Source organism: Pseudomonas sp. PDM14 (assembly GCF_014851905.1).
In the GTDB taxonomy this organism is placed as follows: Bacteria; Pseudomonadota; Gammaproteobacteria; order Pseudomonadales; family Pseudomonadaceae; genus Aquipseudomonas.
The window spans coordinates 782,953-806,733 of record NZ_JACVAQ010000002.1; the positions used below are offsets into that span (position 1 = coordinate 782,953).

Consider the following 23,781-nt stretch of genomic DNA (forward strand, 5'->3'; position numbering starts at 1 on the left):
TTCGAGTGGGCATAGGTCATATCTGACAACCCGGAAATCGGGTTAATCGTAGCTTAAAAATTACTCTAAATAATTATTAGCGATAAGGATTCGCCATGAAGAAGTTTCTCCTCGGCTTTGGCGTGCTGCTGGCCGCTGTAATCGGCACCTTGTACTTCTCACCCAATGCGCTGATCAGCACGGTTCGTTTCATCGAACGCCAGGTCGCCGGCGTGAGCGATCAGCAGATCACGGTCGACGGGATTTCCATTCAGTACTACGAGGGCGGCCCCGCCGATGCCGAAACCATCCTCATGATCCACGGCTTCGGCGCCAACCGTGATAACTGGCTGTATTTCGCTCGCCCCTTCACGGATCGTTATCACGTCGTCGCCCTTGACCTGCCTGGCTTCGGTGAAAGCGACAAGCCAGAGGTCAGTTATGACGTTGGCGCACAAACCGCGCGAGTGCAAGCCTTCACCCGCGCCCTCGGCCTGAAAAAAATACACCTTGTCGGCAACTCCATGGGCGGTCATATCGCCGCACTCTACGCCGCACGTTATCCCGACCAGGTCCTCAGTGTCGCCCTGCTGGACAACGCCGGCGTCACCTCGACGCAGAAGAGCGAGATGTTCCGCCGCATCGAGAACGGCGAAGCCAATCCGCTGGTGGTGAGAAAACCGGAGGACTTCCAGGCGGTCATGGACTTCGTCTTCGTCAACCCGCCCTCCCTGCCCGAATCACTGAAGCGGCATTTCGCCGAACAGTCCATGGCCAACAGCGCCCACTACGACACCATCTTCACCCAGCTGCGCGACCGCTACGTTCCGCTGGAGCCCGAGCTGCCAAAGATCCAGGCACCCACGTTGCTGCTCTGGGGCGAGCAGGATCGCGTGCTGGATGTCTCCAGTATCGAGGTAATGAAGCCGCTGCTGAAGAAGCCCAGCGTGGTGATCATGAAGGACTGTGGCCATGCGCCGATGATCGAACGCCCAGAAGAAACCGCGCGGCATTATCAGGCGTTCCTCGACGCCAACCCCAGCTGATAGACAGGCATAAAAAAACCCGCTCGATGAGCGGGTTTTTTTTGGTGCGGATAACCGGTCGATCAGACCAGTTTTTCCAGCTCCGGTACAGCTTCGAACAGGTCAGCCACCAGGCCGTAGTCAGCCACCTGGAAGATCGGGGCTTCTTCGTCCTTGTTGATCGCAACGATCACTTTGGAGTCTTTCATGCCCGCCAGGTGCTGGATGGCACCGGAGATGCCGACCGCGATATACAGCTGCGGAGCAACGATCTTGCCGGTCTGGCCAACCTGCATGTCGTTCGGTACGAAACCGGCGTCGACAGCGGCACGCGAGGCACCAACAGCAGCGCCCAGCTTGTCGGCCAGCGCGTACAGGTGCTTGAAGTTGTCACCGTTCTGCATGCCACGGCCGCCGGAAACGACGATCTTGGCAGCGGTCAGCTCGGGACGATCGGACTTGGCCAGCTCTTCACCGACGAAGGAGGACTTGCCGGCGTCAGCCGAACCGCTCACCGCTTCAACGGCAGCGGAACCGCCTTCAGCGGCAACCGGATCGAAACCGGTGCTACGCACGGTGATGACCTTCACGGCAGCCGAGGACTGCACGGTAGCGATGGCGTTACCGGCATAGATCGGACGCTTGAAGGTGTCGGCGCTTTCAACGGCGACGATCTCGGAGATCTGGTCGACGTCCAGCAGAGCGGCGACGCGCGGCAGGATGTTCTTACCATTGCTGGTCGCAGCGGCCAGCACGTGGCTGTAGCCCTTGCCCAGTTCGGCAACCAGCGGCGCAACGTTCTCCGGCAGCTGATTGGCGTAGGCAGCATTGTCGGCTACCAGGACCTTGGCCACGCCAGCGATCTTGGCAGCAGCGTCAGCAGCGGCACCGGCATTGGCGCCAGCAACCAGCACGTGGATGTCGCCGCCAATCTTCTGAGCAGCAGCAACGGTGTTCAGGGTGGCAGGCGCCAAAGCGGCGTTAGTGTGTTCAGCGATAACCAGGATAGTCATTTAGATTACCTTCGCCTCGTTCTTCAGTTTCTCGACCAGTTCAGCCACGGACTTGACCTTGATACCTGCGCTGCGAGCAGCCGGCGCTTCGACTTTCAGGGTCTTGACGGTGGAGGCGGTGGAAACGCCCAGCGCGTCCGGAGTAACGGTCTCCAGCGGCTTTTTCTTGGCCTTCATGATGTTCGGCAGCGACGCGTAGCGCGGCTCGTTGAGGCGCAGGTCGGTGGTCACGATAGCCGGCAGGCTCAGCGCAACGGTCTGTAGACCACCATCGATTTCGCGAGTGACGTTGACCTTGTCACCAGCCAGTTCGACTTTCGACGCGAAAGTACCCTGACCGAAACCGGTCAGTGCGCCCAGCATCTGGCCAGTCTGGTTGTTGTCGCTGTCGATCGCTTGCTTGCCGAGGATGACCAGCTGCGGCTGCTCTTTGTCGACAACGGCTTTCAGCAGCTTGGCTACCGCCAGAGAGTTCAGCTCGTCGGCGGACTCGACCAGAATGGCGCGGTCAGCACCCAGCGCCAGCGCAGTACGCAGTTGCTCTTGGGCAGTGGCAGGGCCGATGGTGACGACGACGATTTCAGTCGCAACGCCTTTTTCCTTCAGGCGCACGGCTTCTTCCACGGCGATTTCGCAGAAGGGGTTCATCGACATCTTGACGTTGGCGAGGTCGACGCCGGAGCTGTCCGCTTTGACGCGAACCTTGACGTTGTAGTCGACCACTCGTTTGACAGCTACAAGAACCTTCATGGATTCCTCGTTACTCTCCGGTGAATAAGGATGTCGCCAAGGCGAGCCTGGCAGGTGATGCAGGTCGGCCGGAACCGACGGTCAGCCCGTACGGCGAACGCAAAACCGCCCGTATCTTGACCGGAACACCTATTCTGGTCAATACGAAAAAATCCCATTCCATTCGTCGCCAAGCCTTGCGCTACAGGGCTTTGACAAAATTCAAACAAACGTTTGTATTGGACCGGGACGGACGTGTGGATATAATGCCCGCGCGCAGGCCAGAGAAAGCCTAGCCAAGTAATCACAATACACCGAAGAGCCTTGAGCAGGAGATTCTCTGTGGAACGCGAATTTATGGAATTCGACGTCGTCATCGTTGGTGCGGGCCCTTCCGGTCTGTCTGCCGCCTGCCGACTCAAGCAGAAAGCCGCCGACGCCGGCAAAGAGATCAGCGTCTGCGTGGTCGAGAAAGGCTCCGAGGTCGGTGCCCACATTCTTTCCGGTGCAGTGTTCGAGCCGCGTGCGCTGAACGAGCTGTTCCCCGACTGGAAAGAACTCGGCGCCCCGCTGAATACCCCGGTCAAGCGTGACGACATCTATATGTTGAGAAACGCCGAATCCGCGATCAAGGTGCCGGACCTGTTTGTGCCGAAAACCATGCACAACGAAGGCAACTACATCATCTCCCTAGGCAATCTGTGCCGCTGGCTGGCCCAGCAGGCCGAGAACCTCGGTGTCGAGATCTACCCGGGCTTCTCCGCCCAGGAAGCACTGATCGACGAGAACGGCGTGGTGCGCGGCATCATCACCGGCGACCTGGGTGTGGACCGCGAAGGTCACCCGAAAGAAGGCTACTACACCCCCGGCATGGAGCTGCGTGGCAAGTACACGCTGTTCGCCGAAGGCTGCCGCGGTCACCTCGGCAAACAACTGATCAGCAAGTATGACCTGGCTTCCGAAGCCGACGCCCAGCACTATGGCATCGGCATCAAGGAAATCTGGGACATCGACCCGGCCAAGCACGAGCAAGGCCTGGTGGTACACACCGCCGGCTGGCCGCTGGACGTGATTGGCACCGGCAACACCGGTGGCTCCTTCCTTTATCACCTGGAAAACAACCAGGTGGTCGTCGGCCTGATCGTCGACCTGTCCTACAGCAACCCGTTCCTCTCGCCATTCGACGAGTTCCAGCGCTACAAGCACCACCCGGTCGTGGCGCAGTACCTGGAAGGCGGCAAGCGCGTTTCCTACGGTGCTCGCGCCATCTGCAAAGGCGGCCTGAACTCGCTGCCGAAGATGGTCTTCCCGGGCGGCGCGCTGATCGGCTGCGACCTGGGTACCCTGAACTTCGCCAAAATCAAGGGCAGCCACACCGCCATGAAGTCCGGCATGCTCGCCGCCGAAGCGGTCGCTGACGCACTGCTGGCCGATGGCCAGGGCGGTGATCTGCTCAATGGCTACGTTGATGGCTTCAAGGCCAGCTGGCTGTACGACGAGCTGTTCCGCAGCCGTAACTTCGGCCCGGCGCTGCACAAGTTCGGCCCGGTTTTCGGTGGCGGCCTGAACTGGCTGGACCAGAACATCTTCGGCGGCAAGATCCCCTTCACCCTGCATGACACCAAGCCGGACCATGCCTGCCTGAAGAAAGCCGCTGAGTCGACCAAGATTGCCTACCCGAAACCGGACGGCAAGCTGAGCTTCGACAAACTGTCCTCGGTATTCCTCTCCAACACCAACCATGAAGAGGAACAACCGTGCCACCTGAAACTGACCGATCCGAACATTCCGATCGAGCAGAACCTGCCGCTGTATGACGAACCGGCGCAGCGCTACTGCCCGGCAGGCGTGTATGAAGTCGTCAGCAATGAAGACGGCAGCAAGCGCTTCCAGATCAACGCGCAGAACTGCGTGCACTGCAAGACCTGTGACATCAAGGACCCGGCCCAGAACATCACCTGGGTGGCTCCTGAAGGCACCGGCGGCCCGAACTACCCCAACATGTAATTCGCCCGCTGTATCGAAAAGCCGCCGCAAGGCGGCTTTTTCGTTTCTGTCATTCCCGCGCCAAGGGGCTTCCGCCTTCCCCCCCCCGACCACACATCGCATACGAGCAGGTCGGAAGAAAACCCACCGCCAAGCTCTACGCTGAAACATCCAACGGCACGTTGAGCCGGCAATAAAAAAGGGCTCCCGAAGGAGCCCTTTTTCACATGCCTACCGGATCAGTGAGCGAACAGCGAACCGCCCTGCTTGCCAGCCAGTTTCTCCGGCTTGATCAGGAAGCGAGCCAGTGCCGGCAACAGCCACAGCGCACCGAACATGTTCCACAGGAGCATGAAGGTCAGCATCAGCCCCATGTCGGCCTGGAACTTGATCGCCGAGAAGATCCAGGTCGCCACGCCGATCGCCAGGCACAGGCCGGTGAACAGAACGGCCTTACCGGTGGATTTCAGCGTCTGGTAGTAGGCTTCCTGCAGCGGCATGCCGGCACGCAGGAAACTTTCCAGGCGACTGTAGATATAGATGCCGTAGTCGACACCGATACCCACACCCAGCGCGATCACCGGCAGGGTCGCCACCTTGACGCCGATACCCAGGGCCGCCATCAGCGAGTTGCCCAAGATCGAGGTCAGGATCAGCGGCAGGATGATGCACAGCATGGCGCCGAAGGAGCGGAAGGTGATCAGACACATCACCGCCACACAGATGTACACCAGCACCAGGATGATCAGCTCGGACTTGGCGATGACCTCGTTGGTCGCCGCTTCGATACCGGCGTTACCGGCGGCCAGGAGGAACTCCAGACCATCCTTGTTGTGCTCCTTGGCGAACTCGTCGACCACGGAAACGGCGCGCTTGAGCGTGGCCGCCTTGTGGTCGTTGAGGAACACCAGTACCGGTGCCAGCGAGCAGTCGGCGTTGTACAGGCCATCGGCGCGGGCGATGGAACTGTTCAGCACGTCAGGGTTGCGCGACAGGGTTTCCCATTTCAGGTTGCCCTCGTTCATGCCCTTGATCACCTGCTTGGACACACTGACCATCGACAGTGCGGACTGCACGCCTTCGGTGTTGTCCAGGCGCCACATCAGCTCGTCCATCGGCGCCAGCGTGTCGTACGTCGAACAGCCTTCGTTCGGCGTCTTCACCATCACCACCAGCACGTCGGAGCTGGTCGAGTAGTTGTTGATGATGAAGTTGTTGTCGTTGTTGTAGCGCGAGTCGGCGCGCAGCTCCGGGGCACCCTGGTCGAGGTCACCGATCTGCAGGTTCTGCTTCTGGTAGATGAAGCCACCGACGCCGGCTGCCAGGGCGATGACCACCGAGATCGGCGCCACTACCGGGTGAGCGAAATTCGACAGCAGACGCCAGAACGGGTGGTCACGCACCGCGTCCTTCTTGCTGCGCTCGACCGCCTTGCTGCTGATACCGATGTAGGAAATCGCCACCGGCAGCAGGATCAGGTTGGTGAACACGATCACGCCGACACCGATGGACGCACCGATGGCCAGCTCGCGGATCACGCCGATGTCGATCACCAGTAGGGTGATGAAGCCGACGGCGTCCACCAGGATGGCGATCATGCCCGGCAGGAACAGCTGGCGGAAGGTACGGCGGGCGGCGGTCAGGGCGTTGTCGGCGTCGCTCGACTGCAGGGCGATACCGTTGATCTTCTGCACGCCGTGGGAAATACCGATGGCGAAGATCAGGAACGGCACCAGCATCGAGTACGGGTCGAGACCGAAGCCGACCAGGTGCATCAGGCCGAGTTGCCAGACCACCGCGATCAGCGTCGTCGAGAGGACCGAAATGGTGCTGCGGATACACCAGCTGAACCAGTACAGCAGGACCAGGGTGATCAGGAAGGCGATACCGAAGAACGCCACCACCATGATCAGGCCGTCGATCAGGTCACCGACCTTCTTGGCGAAACCGACGATGTGAATCTTCACATTCGGGTTCTGCGCCTGGAACTTGTCGCGGATCTTCTCTTCCAGCTCGTGGGAGAACTGGCGGTAGTCCAGCTTGAGCAGCTCGCTCTGGTTTTCCGGGTTCGGGTAGGACTCCAGCAACGGCACGTCGACGATGCTCGACTTGAAGTTGTTGGCGACCAGACGGCCGACCTGGCCGGACTTGAGCACGTTGTTGCGCAGCTCGTCGAGGCTCTCCGCGGAACCGTCGTAGGTCTGCGGAATCACCTCACCACCGTCGAAGCCCTCTTCGGTCACTTCGGTCCAGCGTACGCTCGGGCTCCACAGCGACTTCAGGCCGGAACGGTCGACACCCGGGATGTAGAACGCTTCGTCATGGACCTGCTTGAGCGTCTCCATGTATTCCTGGGTGAAGATGTCCCCGTCCTTGGCTTCCACGGAAATACGCACGGTATTGCCGAGGTTGGACAGGTCGTTGCGGTGCTCCATCATCTTCTGGATGAATGGATGGTCGAGCGGAATCATCTTCTCGAAACTGGTCGAGGGACGAATCATCGAGGCCTGCCACAGCAGGAAGATCGTCACCAGCGCGCAGAGAGTGATCACTACCGGCCGGTTGTTGAAAATCAGGCGCTCAAGAAAGGTCGCCTTGTCTTGGTGATGGCTACTCATCGTACTCATACCCTAAAAAAGCCCGGCTTATTGTTTTTGGCCCGGTTCGGCGCCATTCCCTTCTGCAACATGCACGCCGCCCTGGCCTACCAGGATCAGCTTGCCCGCCGCATCGTCGGTGACGCTTGCCAGCGAGGCGCGGTCAGGACGATTGAACACGGAGAACGTACGGCCGGAGTCGTTGCTGCGCAGCACGCTGCCGCCGTGACCGACGATGACCACGGTACCGTCCTTGAGCAGGGTGCCACCGGCCAGGCCGAAGCGCAGCGGGCCGCGCTCGGAGAGCAGCTGCTGGGTCTGCCAGGTCTTGCCGAAGTCGGTCGAGCGCAGCAGGTTGCCACGCAGGCCGTAGACCAGCACGGTGTTGGCGCTGGCGGTACCTTGTGCACCGAACAGCGAGCCTTCATAGGGGCTTTTCAGGCTTTCCCAAGTCTGGCCCCAGTCGGCGGAGCGGAAGACGCTGCCCATCTCGCCCACGACCAGCAGGCCGGCATCCTTGACGGCGGTGATGCCGTTCAGGTGGTAGCCGTCTTCGTTGCTGATGCGGTCGCTGACGTCATTCCAGGTCTGCCCGCCATCGGTGGTTTCCAGCAGTGCGCCATAGGCACCGACGGCGATGCCGTGGTTGGCGTCCTGGAACCAGATGTCCAGCAGCGGCGCTTCGCGCCCGAGGTCTTCATGTTGCAGCGTCCAGTTGGCGCCGCCGTCGACGGTCGCCAGGATCTGCGCGTCGTGACCGACCGCCCAGCCTTTCTTGTCGTCGATGAAGAACACACCGGTGAGCAACTGCCGGGTCGGCACGCGGGCCTGCACCCAGTTGCGACCGGCGTCGTCGGAAAACAGGATGTGGCCACGATCACCCACAGCGACCAGACGCTTGCCGGCATGGGCAACGTCGAGCAGCAGGCTGTGAGCGGCTTTCGAGGATTCGATGGAGAAGACGGCCGGAGCGTCGGCGGCGACAGCGTGCACGGGAGCAGCCAGAACCAGGACGGAGACCACGCTGAGCAATGACAGCGCTTTCGCCAGCGGCGATTTGAGTTGGGTCGACAGCGGAACGGAGTCCAGGCTACCGAAGCGGGTGCGCCGCATGACGGGCTCACGCATAAAACTTCCCCCTTTATTCTTATAAGTGGGTGCATGCCTTATGGCAGACCGCCCATGCTATACAGCTTTGGAAAATCCTGACAATCGGCGCGACGTTATGTTTTGTTAAGCGCTCGATTGCCAGCAGCCGCACAAGCTCGGGCCTTGCGACTGTAGCAAGCTTTTTACGGCGTGCGTCGGCAAATCGTGCAAAGCCATTCTTCCGAGTGAACGAATCGCCGGCTCTTCCACCCTTCCCCAGATATACGAAGCCGCCCTTGAGGGCGGCTTCGATGACCTGTACGACTCAGCGCGTCCCGCGTCGGCGCAAGGCCGCTGGGGTGAAGGCGCTGTCCGCCGGAATCGGCTGACTGAAATCGACCGTGGTCGGCTCCTCGCTGTCGAGGTTCTGCACGTGGTAACGGCGGCCCTGCAGGTCGTGGAACACCTCCATCGCCGACCAGGTGGTGGGCAGGTCGTAGTAGTTCTTCAGGTAGGCGACGGAGACGCGCCACAGCTCGTTGCGACCGTCGTACTGGTCGACCACGGCGGCCTGCCAGCTGTCCTCGTCGAGGTACAAGGTGCGCTTGGAATAGATGTGCCGCGCGCCCGGCTTGAGCGTGCCCTCGACCACCCACACACGGTGCAGCTCGTTGCGCGTCAGTTGTGGATTGATGTGGCCGACCTGCAGGACATCCTTGTACTTCACCTGCGGGCTGGAGATCTTGTAGTTGTTGTACGGGATGTACAGCTCCTTCTTGCCCAGCAGCTTCCAGTCGTAGCGATCCGGTGCGCCGTTGAACATGTCGGTGTCGTCGGCAGTGCGCAGGCCCTCGGACGCGGAGATCGGCGTGTCGTACGCCAGGTTCGGCGCGCGGCGAACACGGCGTTGGCCGGCACTGTAGCCCCAGGCCTGGCGCTGCTCCTTGACCTGATCCAGCGTCTCGTGCACCAGCGCGGCACTGCCGGCCAGACGCGCCGGGCTCTTGGTGAACGACAGGTAATAGAAGAGGATGTTGTTCAGGTCGGCGAAGCTGCCCTTGGGATCGTAGTAACGGAACAGCGCCTCCTGCTCGGTGACCACCGGCGAGAAGGCGCCATTGCGCTGCACCGCCACCTCCGCGGAGCGCCGCACGATGTGCGAACCGCGGTAGCGCACGATGTGGTTCCACAGCGCTTCCACGCCGCTCTGCGGAATCGGGAACGGGATGCCGCCGTAGGCATCAGCGAACCCATTGCCGCCGTCCAGCAGCTTGGCCGTCGAGGCATTCTTGATGCTGTTGTCGTAGACCCACTGCGGCGCCGAGCCAGAGCGGCGGGTCGGGTAGATCGGCATATTGAAGGTATCGGGATAGGCGTTGAACAGGGCGATCTGCCCTGCGCTCAGCTTGTCCTTGTACTGCTCCAGGTTGGCCTTGGTGATGGTGAACAGCGGCTTGTCTTGCGGGAACGGATCGACGTGGTGCGAGCTGTTGCCCTGGTACCCGGCCGGTGCCCGGGTAATGCCTCCGGTCCAGGCCGGGATGCTGCCGTCGGCGTTGCCCGCCTTTTCGGCACCGAACGGCGTCAGGCTGGCACCCAGTTTGGCCGCCTCTTGCGACGAAACGGCTGCCATTACGCTACCGGCAGAGAGCGCCAGTGCAATCGCGGCCCCCATCAGCGTGTGCTTTTTCAGCATCTTGATTCTCCGTGATAAGTCATCGACCGAGCGCCCATGGGCGCTCGGTATCTTTTATAGGGGGCCTTAGAACGAGTACTTGACGTTGACACCGACGTTATCGCGGTCACGAGCGGAGTTGTTCTGGCCTGCACCGTAGAACTCGGTGTATTGCAGCTCGGCCTCCAGGCTATTCATGTAGTTGGCACGCAGGCCGACGGTGTACGCCTTGCGGTCTTCGATGAAGTTGCCGGTCTGGTGTGAATTGCCCTGGAAGTCATCCTTGTAGATGACGAACGGGGACAGGTTCACACCCGCATAAACGTCGTTCCAAGTGCCGGAAAGGACCACGGTGTAACCGTAGGAGTCACGGTCAATCTGGTCGTCATGACCAAAACCGGAAATGTACGAGTTGTTCGCACGCCCGGCGTACGTACGCTCCTGCAAACCACCGTTCAGCGGATTGAGGCCGATGTACTTCAGGCTGCTGCCGCGAATGTGCTCGGAGGCGAGTTCGGCCACACCGATCAGCGAGTCGAAACCCAAGGACGGGCCGAAATTGTAGATGGTGCCAACAGACGTATTGAACGCCTCTACACGCTCATAGTTGTGGAAGATGCTGCCACGGCACATCTGCCCGCCCGATACACGCGCACAGGCCTGGGAGCCAGAGACTGCACCGTCATACAGGTTGGTCTGACCGGTTACGCCCTGCCCCAGAAGATCACCGAGGATGTCGTTGGTAGCGCTGATACCGATGGGCATGTTCGGACGGTACGACAGCTCGCCGAACACTGACGCCTCGCCAACCGTGGTGTTGAAGCTGAAGCCATACATGCGTACGTCTTCCACGTACTCACGACGTGCGATTGCGTTGCTCGCGGCATCGAGGGTTGCGATAGCCCCCGCGCTGCCACCGACGATCCCAACCAGGTTCGTCATATTGAGGCCCTGATACCCGCCGAAGTCGACAGCGATCTGCGGTTCCTTGGTGTGGTAGTTGACGAAGTAGAAGCCGAACTCGGTCGAATTGAGTTCTTCGGCAATATAGCGGAACGCCACGCCATATTGGCCATCGTTCTTGGCGTTCAGGTCGGAGCCGATGTTCGCCACCTTGAACACGCCTGTGGACGCATCCATGAAGCTGTTACGACCGTTCGGACCACGGCCGAGCCCCGTGAGACCGGACAGGGCGGCGCTACTGGCAATGCCGTTGTATGCAGCAAAGGCAGGAATCAGCGCGGTGCTGGTGGTGTAGGCCTGATCGCCACCATCGGCGAACAGGTCGGTTTCGGAGAAGTAGGTCCCGACCGGATCGATCACCGTTTCCTTCCAGTTGAACTGGTAGAAGGCTTCCATCGATAGGCTGTCGGTCAGCCCCAGGTTGAAGCTCAGCGCCTCGACCGGGACCAGAACCTCTTTCAGCTCCGAGCCGGGGAGGCGGAACTTGGCTGCGTCGACCGGGTTGGTGGTGTTGATACCACCACGGTAGAAAATCCCCTCCCCCCAGTTGAACACCTGCTTACCGAAACGAGCAGTAACAGGCATCTCTGCAATGTCCCAATTGCCATAGACATAGGCATCGAGGATCTGCGCATCACGACCGGCCTTGTGGCGGGTTTCATACGTGAAGCTGTTGTCGCGCGGGTAGCTCTGGCTCGGCCGGTAGTCGTCGTTGTCGTTACGCCGGTCCATGATCTGGCTGTCGTAGAACGCCGTACCGCGCACCAGCATTCCGTAGTTCTGGTAGGTGGCCTCCAGGTCGGAGGTGACCTTGTACACCTCGGAAACCAGACCAGTGTCGAAATTGCGGTTACCGTCGTTGGTGTTGACGTCGTCGTTGCTCTTGTCGCGGCCCTGCACGCGCCAGAGCTGGCCGTAGGAGACGGTGGTGTCGAGCGAGCCGCTGAGTTCGTTGTCGAGGAAACTGAACTCTGCCGCCTGGGCCGGCACGGCCAGCAACAGCGGCATCAGTCCCGCCAGGGCGAAACCCGCAGCCGCGGGCGCCAGGCTCAGTGAAGAGGTGCGCAAGGGATTGTCCATCTACAGCTCCATCGTTCTTGTTATGAGTCGGGCCGTCGTTCGATGACGCGCCCAAGGCAGGCAACCGATGGAGCCAATACAAGATCGATACCAGAAATGCGTGGCCTGAACGCTTTCTTTCCGGCACGGCCGGCAACCTGGCCAGCTGGTCAGTTAATGTACAAAACGCGGCAAAAAAGCATTCGTGTCCTGATCCGCTCATGGATTTGGCGCGATCGAACTTGAGTAATACGGCGCCTGAGCAACGAGAAAAAACCATGCAAACCAGGCAGCTACGCGTTCCGTTCGAGCTGGCAGAAAGGAAACAGGCGGGGTAACAGCGGCGAAACCGAGCAAGCGCTCGGTAACACCTGAAAGCGATCCCTCCCCACTAGCGGAAAGGGATCGCAACGGCGTCAGGCGAGGCTCTTGCTGACCACTTCGAACACGTCACTGGACAGCTCGCCGGAGGCGAGAATGCGCTCCAGCTCGCCACGCATCTGCGCCTGGCGCGCTTCGTCGTACTTGCGCCAGCGGGTCAGCGGTCCCAGTTGGCGTGAGGCGATCTGCGGGTTGGAAGCGTTCAGGCTGATGACCTGATCGGCGAGGAAGCGATAACCGCTGCCATCGGCGGCGTGGAAGTTGACCAGGTTCTGCCCGGCGAAGGCACCGATCAGGGCACGGACCTTGTTCGGGTTCTTCAGGGTGAAGGCCGGGTGCTGCATCAGCGCCTGCACCCGCGCCAAGCCGCCGGGCAAGGTGCTGGCCGCCTGCACGCTGAACCACTGATCCATGACCAGGGCGTTGTCCTTGAAGTGCTCGGCGAAGGCCTTGAGCGCCTCGCCACGCTCGGCCTCGAACGGCGAGTTGACCAGCACCGCCAGGGCGGTCAGGCGCTCGGTCATGTTGTCGCACGCCTCGTACTGCTCAAGCGTCGCGGCCAGCACTTCCGGCTTGCCGGTGAGCATCAGGTAAGACAGCGCGATGTTCTGCAGGCTGCGGCGGGCGAAGTGACCGGCCTCGGCCACGTAGGCGGTCGCGCGCGACTGCTCGCGGTTGGCCTGGTAACGCTGCCACAGTGGCTCGAACAGCGCGTTGGCCAGCTCGAGACGGGCGAATTCGCGGGCCGCGTGGATGGCGTCGACATCAGCCACGTCGCTGATCTCGGTGAGGTAGGCCTCGCCCGGCAGCGAAAGCATCTCGGCGACCATCGCCTGGTCCAGCGACGCGTCCTGCAGCAGGGTGCGCAGCGCAGTGACCAGGCGCTGGTCGAGCACCAGTTGCTCGCCGCGCTGATGCTGGCCGATCAGCTCCTGCAGCACCTGCACGGACAGCTGCTGGCCAGCCTCCCAGCGGTTGAAGCCATCAGCGTCGTGCTGCATGAGGAACATCAGCTGGTCGCGGTCGTAGGGGAAGCTCAGCTTCACCGGCGCGGAGAACCCGCGCAGCAGCGACGGCAGCGGCTGCGCGGCGATGTCGACGAAGGTGAACGACTGCTGCGCCTCGGTCACCGACAGCACGCGATTGCTGCCCACTGCGGCGCTTTCGCCCTGCAGGCGCAGCGGCAGATCGTTGCCCTGGGCGTCGAGCAGGCCCAGCTCGACCGGGATCACGAACGGCAGCTTCTCGCTCTGCCCCGGCGTGGCCGGGCAGCTCTGAGTGAAGGTCAGGGTGTAGGTCTTCGCAGCCGCGTCGTACGCCTCGCTGACCGCCAGGCGCGGCGTGCCGGCCCGGGTGTACCAGCGCTTGAACTGGCTCAGGTCGGCGCCGCTGGCGTCCTCCATGGCCTTGACGAAATCGTCACAGGTCACGGCCTGGCCGTCGTGGCGCTCGAAGTACAGGTCCGAGCCCTTGCGGAATTTTTCCGCACCGAGCAGGGTGTGGATCATGCGCAGCACTTCGGAGCCCTTCTCGTAGATGGTCAGGGTGTAGAAGTTGGAGATTTCCATGTACGCATCCGGGCGCACTGGGTGGGCCATCGGGCCGGCGTCCTCGGCGAACTGGTGGGTGCGCAGGTAGGCCACGTCCTCGATGCGCTTGACCGTGCGCGAGTTCATGTCGGCGCTGAACTCGGCGTCGCGGAACACGGTGAAGCCTTCCTTGAGCGACAGCTGGAACCAGTCACGGCAGGTCACGCGGTTGCCCGACCAGTTGTGGAAGTACTCGTGGGCGACCACCGCCTCGACGCGCTGGTGGGCGGCATCGGTGGCCGTCTCGGCGCGGGCCAGCACGCAGCTGGAGTTGAAGATGTTGAGGCCTTTGTTCTCCATGGCGCCCATGTTGAAGTCGTTGACCGCGACGATCATGAAGATGTCCAGGTCGTACTCGCGCCCGTATACCTCCTCGTCCCACTTCATCGACTTCTTCAGGCTGTCCATGCCGTGCTGCACCTTGTCGATGTTCTCCGGCTCGACGTAGATGCGCAGGGTCACGTCGCGGGCGCTCAGGGTGGTGAAGGTGTCCTCCACGCACCAGAGGTCACCGGCGACCAGGGCGAACAGGTAGGCCGGTTTCATGAACGGGTCTTCCCAGGTCGCCCAGTGGCGGCCGCCCTCCTCGCTGCCACTGGCGATCGGGTTGCCGTTCGACAGCAGGACCGGGTAGCGGTGCTGCTCGGCGCTGAGGGTCGTGGTGAACGTGCTCATCACGTCCGGGCGGTCGAGGTAGTAGGTGATCTTGCGAAAGCCCTCGGCCTCGCACTGGGTGCAGAACATGCCGCTGGACTTGTACAGGCCTTCCAGCGCGGTGTTGCTTTCCGGGTGGATGCGCACGCTGCTGTCGATGACGAAGCTGGCCGCGGTCGGCTGCAGGGTCAGATGGCTGTCATCGAGCTGGTAGTCCGAGGCGCTCAGCGGGCGGTCGTCGAGGGCGACGCTGAGCAGCTCCAGCTGCTGGCCGTCGAGCACCAGCGGCGGCAAATCGGCGCCGAGGGCCGGGTTGCGGCGCATCACCAGTTGCGCATGGACCAGGGTGTGGTCTTCAAACAGCTCAAAGGTCAGGTGGGTCTCGTCGATCAGGTAATCGGGCGCCTGATAGTCCTTGAGGTAGATCATTTTCGGCTGTTCGGTACGCATGGCTTGTGGCCCTTTTTCTGGAGCGGGCCGGCGGCACGACCCGTTGACGATGAGTTCGGTAACTCGCTAGTGATGCACGGCCAACTGATAGGCCGTGTACTTGCGGATGTTGATCACGCCGGTGTCGAACATCAGGTACTGGCCCTTGATACCGAGCAGCGTACCTTCCACGAGCGGGTTCTTGTCCAGGTTGAAGCTGGTGATCTTGGCCGGGTAGGCCTCGATCGGGTAGCTGATCTGCACCACCGGCTGTTCGCTCAGTGGCTGCACGGCCTGGATCCCGAAGCGCTGCTGCAGGGCGTGCATGCCGTCGGCGCAGACATCGAGAATCTGGTCGCGGATGGCCAGCAGGTCGACCGGCGTGGCGTCGCTTTTGAGCAGCTCGCGCCAGTTGGTCTTGTCCGCCACCTGGCTGCGCAGCAGGTCTTCGACGAAGCCGGACTGCTGACGCGTGGCAACGCGCATGATCGGCAGCGCCTGGGTCGCGCCCTGGTCGATCCAGCGCGTGGGAATCTGCGTGGCGCGGGTAATGCCGACCTTCACCCCGGAGGAGTTGGCCAGGTAGACCACGTGATCGGTCATGCAGAACTGCTCGCCCCAGCTCGGCTCGCGGCAGGTGCCGGCCTCATAGTGGCAGCGCTCGGGACTCATGATGCAGATGTCGCACTGCGCCAGCTTCTGCATGCACGGGTAGCAGTAGCCCTGGCTGAAACTGGTTTTGGTCTTGCGGCCACAATGGCTGCAGTGGATCGCGCCGAGGTACTCCAGGCGCAGGGTCTTGCCGATCAGCGGGTTGACCGGCACTTCCTCGTCATCCAGGCGAAAGGCGTACTGCACCGGCGCACCCAGCTGCGCCTTCATCTTGCTCAGGGCACCGCGGGCCAGCTCGACCATCAGTGCAGGGTGTCCGTGGTATTGGCGGAGGTGTACAGCAGGTTGGGGATCGGCTCGGACTTGGAGCCGCACTCCGAGGTGCCCATGTAGCCGGTGCGCTCTTCTTCCGGCAGGTTCTGCACTTCCCAGGCGATCATCGCCTGCAGCGACAGCTCCTTCTGCTCCTGGCTCAGCTTGCGGCCATCCGGCCATTTGCCGATTTCCACCGCCAGCTTGAGGCTCTGGTAGATCTCGGGGGTGATGTTCTCGATCATTTCGGCAAAGGACGACATTTTCAGGCTCCAGACAAACGCCATAACGGAAATCAGGCCGGCAGTTTACCGGCGCGCACGCGCCAGCGCACCGCCGATCAGGCCAGCGGCACACCCGGCGACCAAGCCGCCGACATGCGCGGCATTGGCAATCGAGCCGAACCCGAGCAGGTCGACCACCCCGCTCAGGCACACCAGCAGCCAGATCAGCATCATCACCAGCACGCCGCGCGGCAGGTGATAAGCCGGCGTCGGCGCCAGCAGCTGGAAGATCCAGCAGTAGCCGAGCAGTCCGTAGAGCACGCCGGAAAGGCCGCCGAACAGCCCGGAGCCGCCAAACCAGAACTGCGCGAGGTTGGACAGCAGGCTGAACAGCAGCGTCAGCCCGAGCAGCGCCAGCGAGCCCTGGCGCGCTTCGATGCGTCGGCCCAGCTCCCAGTACCACATGCTGTTCATGGCCAGGTGCAGCCAGCCGAAATGGATGAACATCGGCGTGACCAGGCGCCAGACCTGCCCGGCCTGCAGGCCTTCCAGCCACGGCATGAAATAGGCGTATTCGCCCTCCACCCGGTAATCCTGAAAGCTCAGCCAGCGCATGCTCAGGTGGTTGTCGCCGAGCCAGGTCACCCCGGCGACGATCAGGGTGATCAGCAGCATCAACGCAGTCATCGGGCTGGCACGCAGCTGCTGGACGAAGCCGGCACGTGGCGCAGCGCGCTGTACCGGCGGCAACGTATCCGGTTCACCGCCCTCGGGGTAGCGCTGGTACAGGTCGCGCACACCAACGGCCACCTGCTCGTCCGGCACCCAGAGCACCTGCTGGCCGGCCTCCTCGCTGACCCGGTGCGGTACCTGCAGGTGGCGCAGCAGTTCGACGAAGCGGTTCAGATCGGTATGCAAGGGCAGACGCAGAGCCGCGACAGCGCTCATTGGGGAAACTCCGACGGTTCGACATCGACCCAGACGAACTTGCCCGGGTCCAGAAACGTTTCTTGGTCCAGACGGTAGGCGACCAGCTTGCCGGCCATCACCGCGCTGTAATCCAGACACGCCAGGTTTGGCCGGATCGGTGCCGGCAGGCCGCGACGCCAGTAGTGGCCGACGAACAGCAGCGGTTCGTCGAGGCCGTATTGCAGCAGGCGTCCACGGTCAGCGGTCGACAGCGGCTGACTGGCCACCTCGGCGGGCAGGCCATCGGGCTGGAACACCACGTCGCCGTAGGTCTTGGGGTTGTCTTCCCAGAACTTGGTGCGGAAGAAGGCGCGGGTGAAGCCCTCCTCGCTGGTCAGCGTGAGGCCCTGCGGCAGGCGCATGTCGGTGCCGCGTAGCAGGCGCTCGAAGATGCGGTTGGGGAAGCTGCCAGCCACCGCCGACATCTGCAGGAAGGCCGGATCGATACGCCCGTCCGGGTGCGTGGTACGCAGCGCCGCGATCAACTCGTTGTCCCAGCAGGCATGCACCATGCGAAAGCGTTCGGCATCGACGAACAGCGGCAACTGATAGAACCAGCCGAGGAAGTCGTGCCAGTCGCCCGGATGCTCGGCGAACTGCTCCAGGGTCTGCTCCAGCAGGCGCTCGTGCCGCGGCGTGTGCTCACGGACGAACTGCTTGCCGCTGGACGGCACCGCGGGCGTGGCCCAACCCAGCGCGTTGTACTCGTGGTTGCCCATGATGCACAGCGCCTGGCCGGCAGCGACCATGTCGTGCACCAGGTGCAGCGCCTCGCGAATGCGCGGGCCGCGGTCGATCAGGTCGCCGAGAAACAGCGCCATGCGCGTCGGGTGGCGCCAGACGCCGGCGTGGTACTGATAACCCAGCTGTTCGAGCAGGCGCGCCAGCGTATGGGCACAGCCGTGCACATCGCCGATCAGGTCGTAGCCGCGCGCCGCATCGAGCTGCATGTCAGTCCTGGCTCCCCAGGCGGCTGCCCCAGCCGAGCTTGGTGCGGCAGGCCTCGTAGTAGTTGTGGTCGAGCGGGTGGATCAGGCGCAGCTTCTGCGGTTTCTTGGCCACCGTGATGGTGTCGCCGGGGGCGCAGGTGAAGTGATTCTGGCCGTCGCACGACACCAGCGGGTAGATCGGCAGGTCGTCGGCGACCACCACCTTCAGCTCGCTGTTGCCGTCGACCACGATGGGCCGGCTGGACAGCGTGTGCGGGTACATCGGCACGATGACGATGGCGTCCAGACGCGGGTGCATGATCGGCCCGCCGGCGGACAGCGAGTAGGCGGTGGAGCCGGTCGGCGTGGCGATGATCAGGCCGTCGGCCTTTTGGCTGCAGACAAAGTGGCCGTCGATGTACAGCTCGAACTCGATCATCTTGGTCGACTTGCCGGGGTGCAGCACCACGTCGTTGAGCGCATCGCCCTGGCCGATGGCTTCACCGTGGCGGCGCACTTCGGCTTCGAGCAGGAAGCGGCTCTCCTCGATGAAATGCCCTTCGAGCACCTCGGCGACCTTCACCTCCAGCTCGTCGGGCTTGATGTCGGTGAGAAAGCCCAGGCTGCCACGGTTGATCCCCAGCACCGGGATCTTGTGCCGCGCCAGCGCGCGGGCGGCGCCGAGCATGCTGCCGTCGCCGCCGACGACGATGACCAAGTCGCAGACCTCACCAAGGATCTTGCGCGAGGAGGTCTGCAGGCCGTGGCCCGGCAGCACTTCGGCAATGGTGTCCTCGAGGATCACGTGCAGATGACGCTCGAGCAGGAAGTTCTTCAGGCGGCGGATGGTATCGAGAGCGTGGGGGCTGCCCAGGCGACCGATGATGCCGATATTGCGGAATTGCTCCATGGGGCGCTCTGCAACGGGAGGAATTGCCTGGATTATGGGCGAAAGCCGTCTGCAGCGGCAAACCGCTCTCGGCTATGCTCGGCCAATGACTGCCCTGCTTCCGCTCGATGATCTGCTCAACCAGCTGCGCCAGCCCGCGGTACGTGACCTGGCCTGGACCCTGCTGTCTCCTGCCCTGCTCCAACCCGGCAGCCTGCCGCTGCGCAACCCGCTCGCCGCCAGCGACTGGGCAGCCCACCCGGACCGCTTGTACACCTGGTTACTGAAGCAGGAGCGCGATAGCCGGCCATTGCAGGCCTGGCTCGACGAGGGTCGCAGCCGACGCCTAGGGCATTACTACGAACGCCTGTGGCAATTCGCCCTGCAACAGGCGCCCGGGGTCGAATTGCTCGCCGCCAACCTGCCGATCCGCCATAACGGACAAACCCTCGGCGAACTCGATCTGCTGCTGCGCGACGCGGATGGCATTCACCACCTGGAACTGGCGATCAAGCTCTATCTCGGCCCCGAACACGATGACGGTCACGACGCCCACCACTGGCTCGGCCCCGGCAGCCAGGATCGCCTGGGGGTGAAGTTGCAGCACCTGCTGCAGCACCAGTTACCGCTGGCCAGCAGCAACGAAGCGCAGGCGCTGATCGATGCCGTGTGTCAGGGCGTAGTGCGCTCCAGCCTGTGGCTGGGTGGCTACCTGTTCTATCCATGGCAAGCGCCCTGCGCCTCGCCGCAATACGCCAATCCCGCCCACCTGCGTGGCCGCTGGCTTCGCCATCAGGACTGGCCGGCGTTCGCCATGCAGCAACCCGAGGCGCACTGGCAGACACTGCCGCGCGCCGCCTGGCTCAGCCCGGCGCGTCTGACTGACGTCGAGATGAAGTCAGCAAGAGCCTTCAACGAATGGCTGCAGGCACTGCCCGACGACGCCCAGGCGCAGCTACTGGTGCGCCTGGAGGCGGACGCCTCAGGTCAGTGGCAGGAAAGGGAGCGGGTATTCCTGGTCGGCCCGCATTGGCCACAAGCCGAACCGTGGGATCAGCCGCTGCGCTCGGTGCGCCCACCGGAGCGCGCCAGGTAGCCGGGGCCGCTCTCACAGAGCAGGGCATCACGCTGGATCGCTGGCAGCGCATCGAGGCCATCGCGCAGGGCATAGGCATTGAAGCCCAGTTGCGAGAGCAGGAACACCGCGCTGGCGCTGCGCTTGCCGCTGTCGCAGTAGCACAGATAGGTACGCGACTTGTCGAGCAGACGCGCCTTCAGGCGCAGCAGCTGCAGCGGCATGTTCAGCGTCTGCTGGGCGTGGGCACGCTCGTACTCGGCCTGCAGGCGCACGTCCAACCACTGGGCGCCGCTGGCCAGCAACCGCGCCGCTTCACCGAACGACACCTCGTCGACCACCGGCGCCTTGAGCAGGGCGAAGAAATCCTGACGATCCAGGCGCAGCACCACACCCGAGTCGAGCATGGTCACGCTGGCATTGCGCGGCTGATCGGAGAGCAGCGCCTCTTCGCCGAAACAGGCACCGATCTCCAGCTCGGCGAGCACCTGGCGATCGCTGTCGGCACCGCGAATCACCTCGGCACGGCCGCTCTTGAGGAAATAGCAGCAGTCGCCACCCTCACCCTCCACCAGCACCCGGCTGTCGGCCGGCAGGTCGATCGGCCGCAAACGCTCGAGCATGGCCTGCACGTTGGCCGGCGGCACCTTGGCGAAGAGCGGGTTTTCCAGCAGACGCTCGAGCCACTCGGTGTCTTCACCTGAAGCAGTGAGGTCGAGCAGCAGGTCCTGATAGGCCAGGCGCCAGGTCAGCAGGCGCCCAAGCGTCGCGCTGTCCAGGGCCAGCACGCTGACGTCGGTCAGCGCCTGGGCTTCGTGCAGACGTGGCAGGCTCGGCGACAACGGATGGCAGCTGGCGGCGCTGCCGGCCTGCAGGCGTTCCTGCTGGCCATCGGCGGTGTGCAACAGCAACTCGCCAGACAGCAGGTAATAGGTGGTGCGCGCCTGATCGCCACGGCGGAACAGCAGTTGCCCGGCGAGCAGCGGCACCGGCACCAGCTGGCTGCGCAGTTCGCGCCACTGCTGTTCGGACAGCACGTTGAGCGGCGTGAAGCTGCGCAACTGCTCGGGGTTCAGGGGCTCGCTCATCACACCAATCCTTATCGTTATTCTCGCGTCACGGCGGTAAACCTGTTCAACGTCCAGCGCGCTGGTTTGAACAGGATCTACGACACGGCCAGCTCCTGCATACGATGCGCCATCGCCCGTCGCCCCTGCAAACCACCGGTGTGCAGAAACAGCAGGCGAGTGCCCCGGGCAAAGTAACCGGCCTCAACCTCCGCGCGCAATGCCAGCAACGCTTTGCCGGTGTACAGCGGCTCCAGCGGAATGCTCGAAGCGCGCTCGGTGGCGAGGATGAACCGCGCCAACTCGGCATCGAGACGCCCGAAGCCACCACGGCTGGCGTCCAGCAGACGGCATACGAGATACGCCTGACCGGCCTCCTGCAGCAGCGCTGCCAGGTTGCTCTCGACGCCATGCCCGGCTGGCACCGCCATGGCCCCGAACACCGCATGCGCACCCGCCTCGGCGAGAACGATACCGGCGAGCGTGGTGCCCGTCCCGGCAGCCAGCCACCAGCCGTGGTAATCATCCCAGCCGAGCGGCGCCAGCTGCCTGCGCGCCATCGCCACAATCGCCGCGCAGGCCTGCGCGGCAGGCAGGCCACTGCCGCCCTCGGCAACCGCGGCGAACTGCGGATAGCGCTCCAGCCAGGGCAACCAGAAATCCGCGTCATGACGCGCGCGGTAACCACCGTAGCCCAGCCAATGCAGCTGCATGCCGAAACGCTGCAGATCGCGCACGGTGGGCGAATCCTGCGCTGCGCCGCGCAACAGGCCGACACTAGGAAAATCGAAACGCTGCCCGGCGGCGGCCAGTGCGTGCAGGTGATTGGAGTGGGCGCCGCCGAGGCTGATCAGGCCGTGCGCACCCGTGGCCTCAGCCGCTTGCAGATGCGGCAGCAGCTTGAACCACTTGTTGCCGGAAATCAGCGGATCGAGCAGATCCAGGCGCAGCACCGCGACCTCGACGCCGGCACGCTGCAGCCAATCAAGATGCAGCGCGTGCAGCGGCGCCTCGGACGCCCACTGCGGGACCCGCACCGCCACTAGCTGACGGTGCGCAGACGCGTACCGGCCTTGTGCCGGGCGCAGCAGTTGGATTCACCGATGACGAAACGGCTGGGCGTTTCCACCCGGTCGATGGGCATGGCGCAGCGCTCACCCGAGGACAACGTCGCCTCGCAGGTGGGCTGCTGGTAGTGGCCGAGCCACTGGCGGTACTGCGCCTCGGAGACAAAACACTTGGCCGCGGCGTAGCTCATCGGGTTGTCCTGGTAGCGGGCGATGTCCTGCAGCGGAATGGTCAAGTGCCCGGCGCCCGGGTGATAGACCACGAACACCACACCGAGGCGGGACAGGCGCTCGAGGATTTGCTCGCCTCCCTGGGCGGCGAACTCGTCGCGCTCGCGCTTGAGGCGCTCCACTTCCTGTTGCTGCTGGGTGTCCTGCTCGGCGCTGTAGGCTAGTTCGACGTCACGGATCGCCACCTGCTCTTTCAGCTCGGCGACCGCGGCCGCCACCTTGGCCTGCAGCTCGCCCTCGAACTGCGAGCGCAGGATGTCCGCCTCGGTGCGGCTGTGGCGCTCGAGGGCACGCAGCTGCTGGGACATTTCCTCGCGGGTCTTCTGAAAATTCTCCACCTGCTCGTCGAGCTGCGCCTTGAGGCTGGTGTTGAGTTCCTCCTGCTGACGCAGGGCCATGTGCAGGCTGTGGATCTCGCTCTGCGAGCCACGCAGGCGCTCTTCGGCATGCAGTTTGAGGCGCGCCATGTCCTCTTCGTACTGCTTGCTCAGGGTGCTGATGCGCAGGCGCTGCTGCTTGATCAGCTGCGCGGTCTTGACCCGGTGTTCCTGTTCCTTCTGCTCGCTCTGCCTGTCGGCTGCCTCGCGCGCCGGATCGGGTGCCTGCCACTTGTCTTCGGCCACCATCTGCAGGCGCTCGGGAACCATCACCGAGGCCATATCGTCGTCCACCAGCACGCCGAGATTGTTGCGCTTGACCGCATCGCGCAGCAGCACCAGGTCGTTCTTGCCGGGCGCCAGGCCCGGATCCCACAAGTGCATCTGGTGCCAGGACACCGGACACTGGCTGCGGCAGGCCAGGCGAATCGGCCCGGCCCCCATGTCCGGGCCACGTCCGGCGTTGTCGGCGAGGTGACGCAGGGGCAGGTTCCAGCCGGAATCGGCGGCGCCCTTTTCATCGAAGTCGAGGTAGAAGAACACCACGGAACGGATCAGCAGCCGCGGGTTGATCAGCACGTAGGCCATGCGCATCTGCTCGTCGGCGAACTCCGGCATGTTCACCACGCCATCGAGCAGGGCTTCGAATTCGGGGAAAAGCATTTCCTTGCAGATGCCGCGTTCATTGAAGAACACCACGGCTTCGACCATCTGCGGCTTGTTCTGCATGCTCATGATTTTCCTCACGGCCATCAGGAGGATGATTCGCTGCAGACGGGCATGGCCCGGTCGCGCGTATTGCCTGCAATACAGGCGCCATCCCTCGTTTGAGGCAAGTCTAGGGGAAAAAGCAAAGCGGGC

Annotated in this window: 18 protein-coding genes; 3 read left to right on the plus strand and 15 right to left on the minus strand. The window is 63.1% G+C overall.

What is annotated here, in order from left to right:
* The first annotated feature begins 95 nt into the window (after positions 1 to 95).
* Entirely contained in the window at positions 96 to 1,025 is a 930-nt protein-coding gene (locus IB229_RS16285) for an alpha/beta fold hydrolase (RefSeq protein ID WP_192330848.1), read from the plus strand.
* Between the two features lie 62 nt (positions 1,026 to 1,087).
* On the opposite strand, the gene IB229_RS16290 is transcribed toward IB229_RS16285, so the two are convergent.
* Together IB229_RS16290 and IB229_RS16295 are read right to left on the minus strand one after the other, a co-directional pair.
* Positions 1,088 to 2,017, minus strand: coding sequence for an electron transfer flavoprotein subunit alpha/FixB family protein (locus tag IB229_RS16290; protein ID WP_192330850.1), 930 nt, complete (start codon positions 2,015 to 2,017; stop codon positions 1,088 to 1,090).
* A complete protein-coding gene (locus IB229_RS16295; RefSeq protein ID WP_192330852.1) occupies positions 2,018 to 2,767 on the minus strand; it encodes an electron transfer flavoprotein subunit beta/FixA family protein in 750 nt (249 codons plus the stop codon). It abuts the gene before it with no gap.
* A 303-nt stretch (positions 2,768 to 3,070) separates the two neighbouring features.
* Here IB229_RS16295 and IB229_RS16300 point away from each other — a divergent pair, with 303 nt between their 5' ends.
* Positions 3,071 to 4,753, plus strand: a complete 1,683-nt coding sequence (locus IB229_RS16300; RefSeq protein WP_192330854.1) for an electron transfer flavoprotein-ubiquinone oxidoreductase — start codon at positions 3,071 to 3,073, stop codon at positions 4,751 to 4,753.
* A gap of 218 nt (positions 4,754 to 4,971) precedes the next feature.
* Here IB229_RS16300 and IB229_RS16305 read toward each other — a convergent pair whose 3' ends face one another.
* The 10 genes from IB229_RS16305 to IB229_RS16350 all read right to left on the minus strand — a co-directional run bounded on the left by IB229_RS16305 (position 4,972) and on the right by IB229_RS16350 (position 19,124).
* The gene (locus IB229_RS16305; RefSeq protein ID WP_192330856.1) at positions 4,972 to 7,359 is read right to left on the minus strand and encodes an efflux RND transporter permease subunit; all 2,388 of its coding nucleotides are present in this window, start codon (positions 7,357 to 7,359) and stop codon (positions 4,972 to 4,974) included.
* An 18-nt stretch (positions 7,360 to 7,377) separates the two neighbouring features.
* Positions 7,378 to 8,457, minus strand: coding sequence for a YCF48-related protein (locus IB229_RS16310; RefSeq protein WP_192330858.1), 1,080 nt, complete (start codon positions 8,455 to 8,457; stop codon positions 7,378 to 7,380).
* A gap of 286 nt (positions 8,458 to 8,743) precedes the next feature.
* Positions 8,744 to 10,114, minus strand: a complete 1,371-nt coding sequence (locus IB229_RS16315) for a DUF1329 domain-containing protein (RefSeq protein ID WP_192330860.1) — start codon at positions 10,112 to 10,114, stop codon at positions 8,744 to 8,746.
* Positions 10,115 to 10,180: 66 nt separating this feature from the next.
* Positions 10,181 to 12,136, minus strand: coding sequence for a DUF1302 domain-containing protein (locus IB229_RS16320; RefSeq protein WP_192330861.1), 1,956 nt, complete (start codon positions 12,134 to 12,136; stop codon positions 10,181 to 10,183).
* Positions 12,137 to 12,531: 395 nt separating this feature from the next.
* Complete coding sequence (gene pepN / locus IB229_RS16325) at positions 12,532 to 15,189, minus strand: aminopeptidase N (RefSeq protein ID WP_192330863.1); 2,658 nt, start codon at positions 15,187 to 15,189, stop codon at positions 12,532 to 12,534.
* A 66-nt stretch (positions 15,190 to 15,255) separates the two neighbouring features.
* Entirely contained in the window at positions 15,256 to 16,083 is an 828-nt protein-coding gene (locus IB229_RS16330; protein WP_192330865.1) for a DUF2797 domain-containing protein, read from the minus strand.
* Entirely contained in the window at positions 16,083 to 16,355 is a 273-nt protein-coding gene (locus IB229_RS16335) for a YeaC family protein (protein ID WP_192330866.1), read from the minus strand. Before IB229_RS16335 ends, IB229_RS16330 begins: the two co-directional genes overlap by 1 nt.
* Positions 16,356 to 16,400: 45 nt before the next feature.
* The gene (locus IB229_RS16340) at positions 16,401 to 17,264 is read right to left on the minus strand and encodes a rhomboid family intramembrane serine protease (protein ID WP_192330874.1); all 864 of its coding nucleotides are present in this window, start codon (positions 17,262 to 17,264) and stop codon (positions 16,401 to 16,403) included.
* Positions 17,261 to 18,235: a metallophosphoesterase gene (locus IB229_RS16345; RefSeq protein ID WP_192330876.1), complete on the minus strand. Its 975-nt coding sequence runs from the start codon at positions 18,233 to 18,235 to the stop codon at positions 17,261 to 17,263. The genes IB229_RS16340 and IB229_RS16345 overlap by 4 nt, the downstream gene beginning before the upstream one ends.
* A gap of 1 nt (position 18,236) precedes the next feature.
* Entirely contained in the window at positions 18,237 to 19,124 is an 888-nt protein-coding gene (locus IB229_RS16350) for an NAD(+) kinase (protein ID WP_192330878.1), read from the minus strand.
* An 85-nt stretch (positions 19,125 to 19,209) separates the two neighbouring features.
* Between IB229_RS16350 and IB229_RS16355 the strand changes: the two genes are divergently transcribed.
* Positions 19,210 to 20,199 (plus strand): DUF1853 family protein, encoded by a 990-nt coding sequence (locus IB229_RS16355; RefSeq protein WP_192330880.1) that lies wholly within the window; start codon positions 19,210 to 19,212, stop codon positions 20,197 to 20,199.
* Here IB229_RS16355 and IB229_RS16360 read toward each other — a convergent pair.
* From IB229_RS16360 to IB229_RS16370, 3 genes are all read right to left on the minus strand, one after another.
* Positions 20,157 to 21,266 (minus strand): cyclic nucleotide-binding domain-containing protein, encoded by a 1,110-nt coding sequence (locus tag IB229_RS16360; protein WP_192330882.1) that lies wholly within the window; start codon positions 21,264 to 21,266, stop codon positions 20,157 to 20,159. The genes IB229_RS16355 and IB229_RS16360 overlap by 43 nt on opposite strands.
* 77 nt (positions 21,267 to 21,343) lie before the next feature.
* On the minus strand, positions 21,344 to 22,288 hold the full coding sequence (locus IB229_RS16365; protein WP_192330884.1) for a 1-aminocyclopropane-1-carboxylate deaminase/D-cysteine desulfhydrase: 945 nt from the start codon (positions 22,286 to 22,288) through the stop codon (positions 21,344 to 21,346).
* Positions 22,288 to 23,655: a chromosome partitioning protein ParA gene (locus IB229_RS16370; protein WP_192330886.1), complete on the minus strand. Its 1,368-nt coding sequence runs from the start codon at positions 23,653 to 23,655 to the stop codon at positions 22,288 to 22,290. Before IB229_RS16370 ends, IB229_RS16365 begins: the two co-directional genes overlap by 1 nt.
* Positions 23,656 to 23,781 lie beyond the last annotated feature (126 nt).

Bases quoted from the DNA above. Each gene is read 5' to 3' on its own strand.
- IB229_RS16305 (WP_192330856.1), bottom strand. From the start codon at position 7,359: ATGAGTACGATGAGTAGCCATCACCAAGACAAGGCGACCTTTCTTGAG.
- IB229_RS16295 (WP_192330852.1), bottom strand. From the start codon at position 2,767: ATGAAGGTTCTTGTAGCTGTCAAACGAGTGGTCGACTACAACGTCAAG.
- IB229_RS16310 (WP_192330858.1), bottom strand. From the start codon at position 8,457: ATGCGTGAGCCCGTCATGCGGCGCACCCGCTTCGGTAGCCTGGACTCC.
- IB229_RS16330 (WP_192330865.1), bottom strand. From the start codon at position 16,083: ATGGTCGAGCTGGCCCGCGGTGCCCTGAGCAAGATGAAGGCGCAGCTG.
- IB229_RS16290 (WP_192330850.1), bottom strand. From the start codon at position 2,017: ATGACTATCCTGGTTATCGCTGAACACACTAACGCCGCTTTGGCGCCT.
- IB229_RS16285 (WP_192330848.1), top strand. From the start codon at position 96: ATGAAGAAGTTTCTCCTCGGCTTTGGCGTGCTGCTGGCCGCTGTAATC.
- IB229_RS16320 (WP_192330861.1), bottom strand. From the start codon at position 12,136: ATGGACAATCCCTTGCGCACCTCTTCACTGAGCCTGGCGCCCGCGGCT.
- IB229_RS16340 (WP_192330874.1), bottom strand. From the start codon at position 17,264: ATGAGCGCTGTCGCGGCTCTGCGTCTGCCCTTGCATACCGATCTGAAC.
- IB229_RS16315 (WP_192330860.1), bottom strand. From the start codon at position 10,114: ATGCTGAAAAAGCACACGCTGATGGGGGCCGCGATTGCACTGGCGCTC.
- pepN (WP_192330863.1), bottom strand. From the start codon at position 15,189: ATGCGTACCGAACAGCCGAAAATGATCTACCTCAAGGACTATCAGGCG.
- IB229_RS16370 (WP_192330886.1), bottom strand. From the start codon at position 23,655: ATGAGCATGCAGAACAAGCCGCAGATGGTCGAAGCCGTGGTGTTCTTC.
- IB229_RS16355 (WP_192330880.1), top strand. From the start codon at position 19,210: ATGACTGCCCTGCTTCCGCTCGATGATCTGCTCAACCAGCTGCGCCAG.
- IB229_RS16350 (WP_192330878.1), bottom strand. From the start codon at position 19,124: ATGGAGCAATTCCGCAATATCGGCATCATCGGTCGCCTGGGCAGCCCC.
- IB229_RS16360 (WP_192330882.1), bottom strand. From the start codon at position 21,266: ATGAGCGAGCCCCTGAACCCCGAGCAGTTGCGCAGCTTCACGCCGCTC.
- IB229_RS16335 (WP_192330866.1), bottom strand. From the start codon at position 16,355: ATGTCGTCCTTTGCCGAAATGATCGAGAACATCACCCCCGAGATCTAC.
- IB229_RS16345 (WP_192330876.1), bottom strand. From the start codon at position 18,235: ATGCAGCTCGATGCGGCGCGCGGCTACGACCTGATCGGCGATGTGCAC.